The organism is Archangium violaceum (genome assembly GCF_016887565.1).
In the GTDB taxonomy this organism is placed as follows: domain Bacteria; phylum Myxococcota; class Myxococcia; order Myxococcales; family Myxococcaceae; genus Archangium; species Archangium violaceum_B.
On sequence record NZ_CP069396.1, the window covers coordinates 1,711,004 to 1,724,887 of the forward strand.

7 protein-coding genes are annotated in these 13,884 nt (G+C 70.9%); 5 read left to right on the plus strand and 2 right to left on the minus strand.

All coding sequences use genetic code 11. From position 1 onward, the window contains the following. Nucleotides 1-199: 199 nt before the first annotated feature. The 5 genes from JRI60_RS07320 (at nt 200) to JRI60_RS07340 (ending at nt 6,909) form a co-directional block, all read left to right on the plus strand. Nucleotides 200-628: a response regulator transcription factor gene (locus JRI60_RS07320; RefSeq protein WP_204225128.1), complete on the plus strand. Its 429-nt coding sequence runs from the start codon at nt 200-202 to the stop codon at nt 626-628. A 200-nt stretch (nt 629-828) separates the two neighbouring features. Beyond that, complete coding sequence (locus JRI60_RS07325) at nt 829-2,901, plus strand: HEAT repeat domain-containing protein (RefSeq protein WP_204225129.1); 2,073 nt, start codon at nt 829-831, stop codon at nt 2,899-2,901. A 38-nt stretch (nt 2,902-2,939) separates the two neighbouring features. After that, complete coding sequence (locus tag JRI60_RS07330) at nt 2,940-5,519, plus strand: fused MFS/spermidine synthase (RefSeq protein ID WP_204225130.1); 2,580 nt, start codon at nt 2,940-2,942, stop codon at nt 5,517-5,519. Between the two features lie 116 nt (nt 5,520-5,635). Beyond that, nucleotides 5,636-6,481, plus strand: coding sequence for a sulfite exporter TauE/SafE family protein (locus JRI60_RS07335; protein WP_204225131.1), 846 nt, complete (start codon nt 5,636-5,638; stop codon nt 6,479-6,481). Then, nucleotides 6,478-6,909, plus strand: a complete 432-nt coding sequence (locus JRI60_RS07340) for a DUF1634 domain-containing protein (protein WP_204225132.1) — start codon at nt 6,478-6,480, stop codon at nt 6,907-6,909. Before JRI60_RS07335 ends, JRI60_RS07340 begins: the two co-directional genes overlap by 4 nt. 4 nt (nt 6,910-6,913) lie before the next feature. Here the strand turns inward: JRI60_RS07340 and JRI60_RS07345 are convergent, their stop codons facing one another. Next, nucleotides 6,914-11,614, minus strand: coding sequence for a translocation/assembly module TamB (locus JRI60_RS07345; RefSeq protein WP_204225133.1), 4,701 nt, complete (start codon nt 11,612-11,614; stop codon nt 6,914-6,916). After that, on the minus strand, nt 11,611-13,845 hold the full coding sequence (locus JRI60_RS07350) for a BamA/TamA family outer membrane protein (protein WP_430384368.1): 2,235 nt from the start codon (nt 13,843-13,845) through the stop codon (nt 11,611-11,613). Before JRI60_RS07350 ends, JRI60_RS07345 begins: the two co-directional genes overlap by 4 nt. Nucleotides 13,846-13,884: the final 39 nt, after the last annotated feature.

Below are 13,884 nucleotides of genomic sequence, written 5' to 3' on the forward strand. Positions count from 1 at the left end.
CTACTACAACGCGCGCACCCACCCCGGGTCCATGATCAGAGGAGGGGAACGAGGCGTGCCCGGGGGCTCGGGGCAGAATGCCCCCGGTGGGGCGGCTTGCCCCACGCCATTCCCGAGGGAAGACGCCCCCTGAGAGGGACGGCGTGCTGGCACGGGTCCTGCTGTGAAGAGGCAGATAACTCTCCGTTCGGGTCCTTCCATGATGCCTCCCCTGCCGACCGAACCCCGCCCGCCGCGCATCCTCCTGGCCGAGGATGATGACGAGATGCGTGCGCTCCTCACCCTGACGCTGGCGAGGGCTGGCTATGCCGTGGTGGCACTGGAGGACGGCTTCGAGTTGTCGGACTACGTGCTGTTGACGCAGGTGTGTGGCGGCCCCCTGTTGGCGCCGGATCTCATCCTCTCGGACGTGCGGATGCCGGGGAGGACCGGGCTGGAGGTGCTCGTCCAGGTGCAGGCGTGCGGGCTCGCCTGTCCGGTGGTCATCCTGTCAGCCTTCGCCGACGGCGAGACGCGCGAGGAGGCGCGGAGGCTCGGGGTGAACGCGGTGCTGGACAAGCCCGTGGACCTCGAGGAGCTGAAGGCCACGCTGCACGCGCTGGCCCGCGCCGCCGTCCCGTACCGGTGAAGGCCGTACTGGCCCGCCGTGTGCGGCCCGGTGGGCTCCCCCGAGGTTTCCACGTTCCGCCACCGCCCGGAGCTCCGGGCTCGCGAGGTTCCGCCGTGACGCAGTGGCGGGAACATCGGGCCCCGGGTGACTCGCCCCAGCAGACCGCTCGCGGTTGAGATAGCGTCTGCGTACCCTCTCGCCCGCGCCTCCCCCCTCGTATGTCCCGCTCCCGTACGCTCGCTCTCGCGGTCGCCGTCGTGTTCTTCCTGGCCGCCGGGGCCGTCATCTGGCGCCCGGCCGCGCCGAACGCCCCGCCCGCCGCGCCCATCGGCTCCCAGCAGGTGGCTGTCCGCTCCGCCTCGTCCACCGTGCCCGCCCCGGCCGCGCCCCAGGTGACGGTGAAGCTGCAGTCGTCCGCCACCGGTTATGTCGGCTCGGAGAAGTGCTCCGAGTGCCATGACGACGAGCATGCCGCGTGGAGCAAGGACTGGCATGCCCGCGCGCTCTCCGAGGCCACCCCGCGCTACGTGGTCGGCGACTTCACCCAGACGCACTTCAAGGGCGAGTCCAGCGAGGCGTGGATGTCCCGGCGGGACGAGCACTCCTTCATGCGCACGCGAGGGCCCACCGGCGCCACCTTCGAGTACCCCGTGCACTGGGTGGTGGGCGGCAAGCGGATGCAGGACCCCGTCACCGTCATGCCCGATGGCCGCTGGCAGGTGCTGCCCATCTACTTCCACGTCACCGGCAAGGGCGAGTGGGTGGACTACTCCGAGACCAAGCAGGGCGCGCTGACGACGGACCATCCCTTCTTCTGGTCCAACTGGCAGCGCAACGCCCAGCACTCGTGCCTGGACTGCCACGTCACCGGCCTCAACGCGACGTACGACCGGCAGGCGCACCGGTGGAGCACCGGCTTCGCGGACGCGGGCGTGGCCTGCGAGAGCTGCCATGGCCCCGGCGCGCGCCACGCGGAGACGCAGCTGAAGAAGGACATCGTCCAGCCGGCGAAGCTGCCGCCGCGCAAGGGGCTGGCCGTGTGCGGGCAGTGCCACGGGCCGCACCGCACGCTCTTCCCGCTGCTGGACGCGCAACACCGCTTCCATCCCGGGGACTCGTACGAGGACCACTACCAGCCCATGGTGGTCACCCTCGGCAACGAGCGCTCCGGGGACTACTTCGACGATGGGCGCCCCAAGACGTCCAGCTTCGAGTACCAGGCCCTCACCCAGTCCCAGTGCTACCTGCAGGGCGGCGCCACCTGCCTCTCCTGCCACACCGCGCCCCACGGCGAGCACGCACCCAATGAAGTCAAGCTGCCCAAGCACCTCGCGAAGGGCGTGACGGTGGGCTCGGCGAGCTGCCAGGGCTGCCACGCGAAGGTGTTCGCCGAGGGCACGAAGCACACGCACCACGCCTCGGCGGAGGCACAGGACTGCCTGGCCTGCCACATGCCGCCCACCATCTCGGGCGTGCTGGACCACTTCGCGGACCACGCCCTCGACGTGCCGGTGCCGCGGAACACGGTGAAGCACGGCATCCCCAACGCGTGCAACGCGTGCCACACGCACGAGAAGGCCACGCCCGAGTCGATGGTGACGGCGATGGAGCAGTGGTGGCCGAAGGCGAAGCTGAGGCAGGCGCGGCGGATGCGGCTGGCGGACGCCATCGCCCAGAAGACCGCCGCGGACAGCCGCCAGCCGCTGGAGCAGGTGCTGGCGGACAAGAAGGAGGCTCCCACCCTGCGCGGCGTGGCGGCCCTGCTGCTGGCCCAGCGCTTCCGCAAGGAGGCCGTGCCCGCGCTGAAGGCGGCGCTCGCCACCGCGACGGACCCCACCCTGCGCTCGGAGCTCGCCGAGGCGCTGGCCACCACGGGCACGCGCGACGTGGCGGACACGCTCGCCCCGCTGCTGAAGGACAAGTCGCTCTGGGTGCGCCAGGCCGCCGCCATTCCGCTGGCCAGCGTGGGGGATGCGCGCGGGACCGCGGCGCTGGAGGAGATGGCGCGCCGGCCCGAGTCCGAGGGGCTGCCGGTGCCGCACGTGCTGCTCGGCCAGATGGCCTTCCGCCGGGGCGACCTGACCACCGGCATCGCGGAGCTGGAGCGCTCGCTGGACCTGCAGCCGTACAACGTGGAGGTGTTGGTGCTGCTTGCCGATGCCTACGCCCGCCAGGGTGACATGGGGCGGGCAAGGGACCGGCTGGAGGAGGCGCTTCGGTTCGACCCGCGGCACCGCGGGGCCCAGCAGCGCATGAACCTCATGAAGAATGGGCGTGGCCCGGGACGGTGAGGCGCGGAGGCGGGTCTCGGGGTAGACTCGCGCCTCCCGTGAATCGAATCTCCGCCAGGGTGTTCGCCGCCGTGGGCCTGCTCTTCGTCGCCTCCGGCATGAGCGGGCTCGTCTTCGAGGTCATCTGGGTCCGCTACCTGACGCTGGTGGTGGGCCACACCACGTTCGCCGCGAGCCTGGTGGTGTCCGCCTTCCTGGCGGGGCTCGTCCTGGGCAGTCTCGCCCTGGGGCGGCTCGCGGACAGGTTGAGCCGCCCGCTGCTGGCCTACGGGCTGCTGGAGGCCGCCACGGGGGTGCTCGCGCTGGGCATCACCCATGTGCTGGCCACCCTGCCCGAGTGGCTCTCCGCGCTGGGCCTGCCGGGCGGAGGGCCGCTGCCGGTGCGCGGGGTGCTGGCCTTCCTGCTGGTGCTGCCGCCCACCTTCTTCATGGGTGGCACGCTGCCGGTGCTCGTGCGCTTCGTGGCGCGCCAGCTGGAGGGGCTGGGGCGCTCCTTCGGCGTGCTGTACGCCCTCAACACCCTGGGCGCGGCGCTCGGCTGCGGGCTGGCGGGCTTCTACCTCATCGGCGCGGTGGGCCTGTGGCGCACGGCGGCGCTCGCCTCGGGGCTCAACCTGCTGGTGGGGCTCGCCGTGTTCCTCCTGCACCTGCGGCTGCGCCCCGAGCCCCTTCCGGCCAGCGCGCCCGCCCCCGCCGAGGCTCCCGACGCCTCCGCCACCTTCCACGGCGCGCGCCGCACGTTGCTCGTCACCGCCTTCGCGCTGTGCGGCTTCGCGTCCATCTCCTACGAGGTGCTCTGGTTCCGCGTCCTCTCCACCTCGCTGGACTCCTCCACGTATGCCTTCACCATCCTCCTGGTGACGTTCCTGCTGGGGCTCGTCATCGGAGGGCTCTTCTACTCGCTGCGGCTGGCCGGGCGGGTGCGCGAGCTGGAGCTCTTCGTCTCCGTGGAGGCGATGCTGTCCTTCGCGGGCCTGCTCTCCCTGGCGCTGCTGGGCATGTCCCGCCCGGTGAGCCAGGTGCTCTCCGGGCTGGTGGGCGGCTGGGGCCCCAACGCCGTCTACGCCGGCATGCTGCTGCACGCGGCGCTCGTCATCCTCGTGCCCGCTTCCCTCATTGGAGTCATCTTCCCGCTGGTGGTGCAGCTCACCACCCGGCACGTGGCGAGCGCCGCCAGCAACGTGGGACTGCTGTACTCGGTGAACACGCTGGGCGGCATCGTCGGCTCGCTGCTGGTGGGCTTCGTGCTGGTGCCGGCGGTGGGGACGCAGTGGACGTTCGTGGGGGTGTGCGGGCTCAACATGGCGCTCGCGCTGGGTGTGCAGGCGCTGGACTCCGAGGCGCGGCCGAGCGCCCGGCGCAGCATGTGGGCCGGGGCGGCGCTGCTCGTGGTGGCGGTGGTGATGGTGCCGGGGGACCTGCTGGTGCGCGCCTTCGCCGAGCACTCGGATTCGCGGGTGCGCTTCGTGCGCGAGGGCGTGGACGGGGCGCTGGCGGTGCTCGAGTACGACACCACGTCCGTGTGCGACTCGGGCCTGTACGCGTGCGGCCCGGGGTGCCGGGAGCGGAGCTTCCGCCACCAGCAGTTGCTGTTCGGCTCGGTGTCGTACGCGAACACGGCGCTGCCGAGGAAGCGCTACATGGCCACGCTGGCGCACCTGCCCATGCTGCTGCACCCGGAGCCGAAGCAGGTGCTGCAGGTGTGCTTCGGCACGGGCAGCACCGCGGGCTCCTTCGCGAGCCATCCGGGGCTGGCCTCGCTCACCATCGTGGACACCAACCCGGACGTGCTGGCCGCCGCGCCGCACTTCGCCGAGCACAACCATGGCGTGGCGGAGGATCCGCGCGCGCACGTGGTGTTCGACGACGGGCGACACTTCCTGCTGTCCACGCAGGGGAGCTACGACGTCATCTCCTTCGAGCCTCCGCCGCCGCGCTCGGCGGGCGTGGTGAGCCTCTACACCACCGAGTTCTACCAGCAGGTGAAGCGGCGGCTGGCGCCAGGCGGGGTGCTGGCGCAGTGGATTCCCCTGCAACAGCAGCCGGACAACCTGACGCGGGGCATGGTGGCCTCGTTGCTGGAGGCCTTCCCCGAGGTGACGTTGTGGATTCCCTCGGACTACGAGGCGGTACTGGTGGCGTCGGACCGGCCGCTGGCGGTGGACGTGGCGGGCTGGGAGGCCCGGTGGACGCAGGCCTCGGTGGCGCGCTCGCTGGCGGACGTGGGATTCACCTCGCCGTATGGACTCATGGGCACGTACGTGGCGGGCACGGAGGCGCTGCGGCGCTGGACGCAGGGTTACCAGCCGGTGACGGACGACGAGCCGGCGGTGGAGTACTTCCTCTTCAACGCGGACAAGCCGTTCGACCCGGAGGCGATGCTCGCGCTGGCGCAGCCCCCGGCGCTCGTGAGGGCGGAGCAATTGGATGCGAGGCGGCTGTCGCGCGAACTGGAAGCCAACCGGCGGGTGCTGGAGTCCACGCGGCTCAAGCGCGAGGGCTCGTGGGACGCGGCGCGGGCGCGGGTGGAGGAGGCGCGCGCGGCGGTGGGGGACAACGCCTTCCTGTCCTTCCTGCTGGACCTGGAGCTGGACTGCCTGCGGCCGGCGGGGCGCTGAGGGGGTACACCAGGACCGGCCTCCCCTGGGGGAGCGGTCGGCCAGCCGAGCGAGCCGATGCGCGCGCGACCGCGTTGCGCGCCCCGGGAAGATGGCGGAAGGATGCGTCCACCTCCGTGACGCCCTTCCTCTTCACCGTCGTGGTGTTCGTCGTGTCCCTCGGAGCCGGGCTGATGGGCTCGCTCCTGGGACTCGGAGGAGGCCTCATCCTCGTGCCGGTGCTCACCCTGCTGCTCGGCGTGGACATCCGCTACGCGGTGGGCGCCTCCATCGTGTCCGTCATCGCCACCTCCAGTGGTGCCGCGGCCGCCTATGTGCGTGAGCGTCTCACCAACCTGCGCGTGGCCATGTTCCTCGAGCTGGCCACCACCGCCGGGGCGCTGACGGGCGCCTCGCTCGCGGGCCTCATCAGCGGGCGCTGGCTGTACGTCGTCTTCGGCGTGGTGATGGGGTACTCGGCGCTCGCCATGCTGAGCAAGCTGCGCGGTGGGCAGTGCGTGGCCGGGGCGCTTCCGCCCGACGCGCTCGCGGACCGCCTGGGGCTGCACGGCAGCTACTGGGACGAGGAGACCGGACGCGAGGTGCCCTACCGCGTCACCCGCCCCCTGACGGGCCTGGGCCTCATGTACGCGGCGGGCACGGTGAGCGGGCTGCTGGGCATCGGCTCGGGAGCGCTGAAGGTGCCGGCGATGGACCTGGCCATGGGCCTGCCCCTCAAGGTGTCCACCGCCACCAGCAACTTCATGATTGGAGTCACCGCCGCGGCCAGCGCGGGCGTCTACTTCGCGCGAGGTGACATCGACCCGTTCATCGCCGGCCCTGTGTGCGCCGGGGTGGTGCTGGGCGCCCTCACCGGCTCTCGCTTCCTCACCAAGGTGAAGAGCTCCTGGCTGCGAGGCCTCTTCGTGGTGGTGCTGCTGGGGGTCGCCTTCCAGATGCTGCGCAAGGGAGTGAGCCCATGAGCGTGGAGCCTTTCGTCTCGCATTCCCCTGACACCTCGGACGCGTTGGCGCGGGACGCGGGCCCCGAGGTACTCATCAGCAACCTGCTGCGCGCCGGAGTGGTGGTCAGCCTCACGCTGGTGACGTTCGGCATGTCGCTGACCTTCTTCCACCACCGCGACTACTTCTCCTCGGCACAGGCGCTCCAGCGCCTCACGGCTCCGGAGCGCGGGCCGCATGCGCTGGCGGAAGTGCTCGCGGACGCGATGAACGCCCGGGGGCAGGCTTTCGTGATGGTGGGGCTGCTGGTGTTGATGGCCACCCCGGTGCTGCGGGTGGCCCTCTCGCTGCTCACCTTCGGCCGGCAGCGGGACCGGGCCTTCGTCACGGTGACGTCCGTCGTCCTCACCCTGCTGTTGCTGTCCTTCCTGCTGGGCGGGGTGGAGTAGGGCGTCAGTACTCCTTGCCCCAGATGACGTCCGCGCCACCCACCTGGAGGTCACCGTACTCCAGCTGGAAGCCCCAGCTCGGGGTGAACTGGTACTCCAGCCGCACGGTGTTGGCGTTCTCCCGCCGGGTGGTGGACTGGTTTTGCGGAGTCCCCAGGCGGCCGCTGTAGCCCAGGTACAGCTTCTCCGTGAGGTACTTGCCCACCTCCAGCCGCGTCCCCGCCAGGCCATCGTCACCGGCCTCGAGGGTGAACACGTCCAGCGGCAGCTTCGCGGCCAGCGCGTTGCGCACTTGCGAGGCCAGCACCGAGCCCAGCACCGACGCCACCTGTCCCTGGTTCATCGACGCGCCCGAGCCCGCCCGGAGCGTGCGCCGGCCCGTGGCCAGCAGGGTGTAGATCTCCGTCTCCGGCAGCGGCGGATCACTCGTGGGCTTGATGGTGAAGTCCTTGCCCTGTCCGCGGATGGCGACGAACACCTTCACGCCCGAGCGCTCGTTGTCGTACTCGGCGGTGGCGTTGATGAAGGGCTGGGTCGGCGGGCCGGTGAAGCGCACGTAACTGGAGTTCTGCACCGTGAAGCGCCGGCCCAGCACCTCCACCTCGCCGCGCAGGACCTTCACCGTGCCGCCCAGGGAGAGTTCGTCGTTCTGGTATTGCACGCGCAGGCCGCGCTCGAAACCGAGCTCCGCGTTGATGTCCGAGCTGTGGATCCACAGGTTCCTCGGGGCATTCACGATGATTTCGTAGCGGAGCTGCGACTCCTCCTGCGTGCCCGCACCACCCGTGGCCGTGCCGGGCGCGTTTCCATTGGCGGGCGCCTTCTTGCGCTTGTCCGGTTCCAGCGGCACCCCGTTGCGCACCAGGACGATGCCCTCGGGGCGATCCATCGACTGGACGTCCTTGCGCTTCGCCTCCGGGAGGTTGATGTGCGCCTCGGGGAGGGAGACGTCGCTCAGGTAGACCTGCTTGTCGCTCACCAGTCCCTTGAGCGTGGTGTGCAGGGAGAGGGTGGCAATCAGCTGGTCGTCGGAGACGAGCGGGAAGTCATTCATCTCCCCCTCGCCGGTGAGATCGTAATAGCTCTCCGGACCCTTCCTCCCGTCGGTGAGCTTCCGGTCCGCCTGGGCGGTGAAGCGCAGGGTGCCGGAGCCGCTGCGGGCGGAGAGCTCGGTGAGCGCCAGGTGCTTGTCGGTGACGTCGAGCGCCACCTGCACGTCCCGGTACTCGCCGTAGCCATCGAGGGCGAGCCGGCCGTCCTTCCACTGGAAGGTGCCGCGGTAGCTGGGAGCTCCGACGGTGCCGCTCATGTGAGCATCCGCCTGAAGCATGCCGCCGATGGTGCGCACCATGGGAATCTGCGAGCCGGAGAGGAAGGACAGGTCGAACTGCCGCGCGTCCAGGTCCATCTCGAAGGACGCGCGGGTGAAGTCCACGCCCCGGCGCATCGCGGGCAGGGAGAGCGTCTGCTTCGCCTGGCCGCGCACCAGCAGCGTGCCCCCATTGGGCGAGGTGAGGAGCGCGTCCAGCGCGGAGCGGGTGTCCTCGTAGGTGTAGTGGAGGCGCGCCTGGCCGAGCGCGAACTGGCGCACGCCGAGCTGCTGCATGCCGGAGGTGAGCTCCACCTTGGGGTCATCCAGCGTGCCGCTCGCGGCCAGCTCCAGGGAGAGGATGCCCTGGAGGGGCTGCTGGGGAGCGGCGGGCGTCCGCTGCTGCTGCGAGGCCATGCCGGGCAGCTCCCGCAGGGGCACGGGGCCGCTGCGTGCGTGGAGCTTGAAGGGCACCTGTCCCACCACCTCCTGGTCCTGCAGCGCGGCGATGGGCGCGTCGATGAGGGCGTCCACCTGCGCCAGCAAAGAGGCCTCGCGCTTCGCGACGAGCTGGAGCTTCACGCTGGAGGCGTCCGTGTACAGCGTGAGGGTGCCGTCGAGCGGCTCGATGCCATTCATCGTCGCCCGCCGGGCTTCCACCTTCAGCTCGCCCACGGGCGCCAGCAGGGGGCCGGTGAGATTGGCCGTCATGGACACCAGGCCACCGGCCCGCGTGGCGAGGCCGAGCTGCGACAGCAGCCCCAGCGGAGCCTCGGTCACATGGGCCTCCAGCTTCCGCATGGGCGTCTCCATGAATTGAGCCGCGGTGGGCGGGTTGGAGATCAGCCGGCCCAGGGAGAAGGGCGTCTCCACCGAGGCATAGGCCGTCGAGCCGATGCCTCGGAGGTCCAGGCGCGCGCTGAGCGAGCCGTCCTTGTCGTCGGAGCGGGCGACGAGCTCGAAGCCCAGCGGCTCACCCCGCAGCTCGGGTGGGAGCGCGCCGGGGGCGAGCACCACGGGTGGGGGCTGCTGGGGAGGCACGCCCCAGTAGCGCAGCTGCGAGCCCTTCAGCGACAGCTCCAGACGCGGGTCGTTCGCCAGCCCCTGTACGCGCACGGTGCCGGAGAGGATGCCGGTGGCGGACTCGGGCTGCCCGGCCATGCGCAGCGCGGGGCCGATGTCCACCTGGTCCATCGTCAGCTCCAGGCTCACGGGCTCGCGGCGGCGCTTCATCAGTCCCTGCACGGGGACGTCGAAGTTGGCGGAGGCGCGGCCAGCGGGAGCGCTCATGGCGAAGGTGCCGGTGGCGCGGTCTCGCAGGTACTTGCCCCGCAGGTCGAGGTCCAGGTCCGCGTATTGCTGGTAGCGACCGCCCCGCAGGGTGAGGTCCATGTCGGCGTCCGGCTGGGGCAGGCGCCCGTTCACCGCCAGGTGGCCGGAGAGCTGTCCGTCCACGTCGAGCGAGGGCGGAAGGAACGCCTTGGGCAGTCGTCCGAGGTCGAAGGCCTGTAGCTCCGTGCGCGCGGTGATGCGCTCGCCCTCCATGGCCAGGGCCAGCGAGAGGGATTGAGGCCCGGAGGAGAGGGTGAGGGGCGGCGCTACCTCCACACGGCCGTTGCCCCAGCTCACGTGCGTGGGGCGCTGGAGCGTCCACCCCGCCTCGGGGTAGCGCAGCGCGAGGGCGTCGATGCCGAGGCCCTGGCTGTCCTTGTCCACGGTGCCCCGCAGCGAGAGGAGGAGGTTCGTCGTGCCCCCGGTGGTCACGCTGGCCTCGAGGGCCCGGCCCTGGGTGGCGAGCGAGGCATTCAGGTTCTCGAAGGTGCGGCCGCCGGTGGTCAGCCGGGCGGCCTCGAGCGTGGCGTCCGCGGTGAGGGGCTGGGTGACGTCCGGCACGCGCGCCTCCAGCGTGAGGCCCGTCACGGCCGTGTCCGCCCAGGCGAGCGCGTCGAACCCGCCGGAGAGGGCGATGGCGGGCTGGCGGACGGAGCCGGACACGGTGAAGTCCAGGGCGCCATGGCCGGAGAGGGGCAGGGGCTTTCCACTGCCCAGCCGGCCCACGGTGTTGGCGAAGGTGTCCAGGTTGGAGGCGACGAGTCGGCCCTCGAGGCGGAAATCCTCCTGGGTGCCTCCGCCGCGCGCGGTGAGGCTGGCGCCGGGAGCCTGCGCCTGGAGCTGGGAGAGCTCGAAGCGGCCGTTGTTCGCGCTGGCGTGCAGCTCCACCGGCCCGAGTGGCCGGTCGGCGATGCGCGAGGGCGGCACGGTGAGATCCACCGTCCCCTGGAGCGTCTCCAGGCTCTTGCCGCCCCCCGTCACGCGCAGGTCCGCCGCGAGCTGGGTGCTCGGTCCGCCGCCCAGCAGCTTCGCCAGGTCCAACTCGCGCACGCGGGCGGTGAGGCCGTCCGTGCGCAGTTGCTCCATGTCCAGGGCGCCCTTCACCTCGGTGGTGCCGCCCGCGGCCCGAGCGCCCAGGTCCACCTGGAGCGTGTCCCCCTTCTGGTCCACGGTACCCGCGAGGGTGACGGGGACGACCACGGGGTACGAGGGCACGAGGGCGCGCGCCAGCTCCGGGCCGAGGGTGAGGTTGCGCACCTCGGCGTGTGCCTGCTGCTCGCCCTGCATCCCACCGCGGGCCTGGAGGCCGAGTCCGGGAGCGTCGAGGTCCACGTCGGCGTTCAGCTTGCCCTCTTCACCTTGTGCCTTCAGGGACAGGCGCACCGGGCCCGTCGTGGGACGGGCGAGGCTGGCGGTGGCGTCGAGCTTCGCGTCGAGTCCCTCGGTGGCCGCCACCCAGGCCGCGGCGCCGTTGGCATCGAGGTCATCCAGGCGCACCTCGCGGTTGCCCTCCGGCGCCTCGACCACGTAATCGACGGAGCCATTCTCCAGCTGGAAGTCCTCGAGGGTGAATCGCAGGGTGCCCCGCTGCGACGTGGCGGGCTCCTCCGGCTTGGGCTCCCGGGGAGCGATGGCACGGGTGAGGTTGAGGCCGCGCTCGTCCTGACGGAGGTAGAGGTGGGGCTGCTCCATCCGCGCGGAGCGCAGCACCACGTGCTTGCGCAGCAGCGGGGCGAGTCCCAGTTGCACCTCCACCCGCTCCACCTCCGCCACCAGCTCCCCCTCGGGGTCATACAGCTTCAACCCGGTGAGGACAGCGGAGCGCACACCCAGGTCCAGTCCCCCCACCTCCAGGCGGCCGGAGAGCTGCTTGTTCGCCTGCTCGACGGCCAGGGCGCGGACGCGGGCCTCACCGGCGGCTCCCGTCAAGTAGACGAGCGCGCCGGCCACGAGCACCACCACGAGCCCGAGGAAACCGAGCAGGCCCCAGAGGAGCCAACGTCCCCGGCGGCGCCGAGGAGAGGAGGGAGTCCCGGGACCCGATTCGCTGACGCTGCCGCTCAAAACGCCTCTCCAATCGACAGGAAGAACGTGCAGAGTCCTTCCGGGGCTCCCGCGTAAGGGACGGAGACGCTCTTCCCGTTGCTGTCCTTTTTCGCTCCGAGTCCGAAGCAGTCCTTGAATCCGTCGACGGTGTCGCCGGCCTGGCCCGTCGTGGGGTCGAAGATGGGCAGGGGCTTGCCGATATTCAACCGACGGGCGATGTCCAGCCGGATGGGCCCCACGATGGTGAAGTAGCGCACGCCGATACCCACCGCCTGGTAGTGGTAGTCTCCGAAGATGCGGCTGCTCTCCTTGCGGATGTCGTCCTGGTGGGGACCGAAGTTCAGCGAGCCGGCGCCAGCCAGGCCGGAGTCGTGGAAGGCGGCGAGCTCCAGGTCCTTGAACAGCTTGTAGCGCAGCTCCACGGAGGTCTCGACGAGGCTGTTGCCACCGACGGGGACGACCTGGTCCGAGGGCTGCTCCGCGCCCGGGTTGCTCTTGTTCATGGGAGACAGCCGCCGGGCGTTGAAGCCACGCATGGAGGAGCCTCCACCCCCGAAGAAGCGGTTGACGATGGCGCTCTCCTGCCGGACGCGCTCGCCGGCTTCGTTGGTGATGACGGGGGTCAGGAGGGTGCCCATCCGCAGCCGCGCCGCGAGGATGAAGCGGTCCTTCGGGCCGAAGTTGATGTAGCCGCGCACTTCCGGGAGCACGCGCCCGAAGGTGTAATCCCCCAGCAGCGGCCCACCACCTGCCTGCAGTGACAGCGCGGCGTAGTAGCCACTGTTCGGCGCGAGCGGATCATTGCGGCGGTCCCACTCGGCGATCTCCTCGAGGTAGCTCACCGAGATGTTGCAGGTGTCCAGCTGACCCGTGCCCGACGGGCAGCCCAGCACGAGGGGCGGGACGGTCGTCTGGTCCTGCAGGCCTCGCTGGCCCTGGAGCCGGTAGACCTCCAGGTTGTAGCTGGAGTTGAGGGAGAAGTCCGGGTGGGGCTGCCAGACGACACCGCCTCGCCCGCGCCCGCCGATGAAGTTGTAGGCCTGCTCCAGTCCCCGCTCCCCGGTGAGGGAGGCCTGCAGCCGCAGGTCGCGGGCGAGGAACCGCGGCTGCTCGAACTGGACGTAGAGCTGGCCGACGAGGCCGTGCGGGGTGGAGATGTTCGGCTCGTCCCCGTCCCCATCCCCATCGATGTCGATCTTGTCGAAGGCGGCGGTGATGTTGGGGATGAAGGCGTAGCCCAGCCGGCCGCCCACGGTGAGCCGGCGCAGGCCGCCGAAGAAGTTGCGGTGCGTCCACTCGCCCAGCACGCGCACCTCCTGCCGGGCCGAGTCCACGCCCACGCCGCCTCCCAGCCGGATGGAGCGGAAGGGGGCCTCGCGCACGTCCACCACCACCGGCACCGTGCGGGAGTCGCGGTCTGGCGCGCCGCGGTTGACCTTCACCGCGCCGAAGACGCCCATGCGGAAGACGCGTGCCTGGGCCTCGGCCAGCGCCGACTCGCTGAACCAGTCACCCTTGCGGACGGCGCCCTGCGCCTGCTCGATGATGCGCCGCGGGTTCACCTGCGGATTGGCGTCCGTGGCCACGAAGATGGTGCCGAAGCGGTAGCGCGGGCCCGGCTCCACCCGCAGGTCCACCTGTGCTCCCAGCGTGACCACGTCCACCCGGACCTCGCCGCTCACCGTCGCCTCGGCGTAGCCCAGCTCGCGCAGCCGCTGTTGCACCACCTCCTTCATCGCTTCCCAATCCTCCTCGCGGAAGACATGGCCCTGCGCCAGTGGCAACTCCTCCAGCGCCTTCTCCCGGTGCGCCGCGGGCAGCTCCTCCAGGCCCGTCACGCCGACGGCGGTGACCTGGGTGGGCTGGCCCTCGCTCACGTTCACCTCGAGCGCCACGGCATCGTCCCCCTCGGGCCGCACCGCCTCGGAGAGGATCTTCGCCTGATAGAAGCCCTCGGACTCGTAGTAACGGAGGATGCGCTTGAGGTCCGCCTGCCACGTGTTGGGGTCGAAGTAGTTCGGCGGGACGAAGGGGTTGAAGGGCTCCCACCAGGGTGTCTTGCTGGTGACGATCTTGTCCTTGATGTCGGAGGCCTTGACCTGGTTGGTGCCCTGGATGTCGAGCCCCACCACCTTGGGCTGGTCCGGTGCCTGGGCGCCCGAAGAGGAGGTGGTGGCGCACCCGGCCGAGAGGGCGAGGAGGACGAGGACTGGGAGGAGTTGACGAAGGTGTCGGGCCGCGACGTCCACACACGGGTACATAGCCTGGAAGTTGGTCGGTTGACTCGT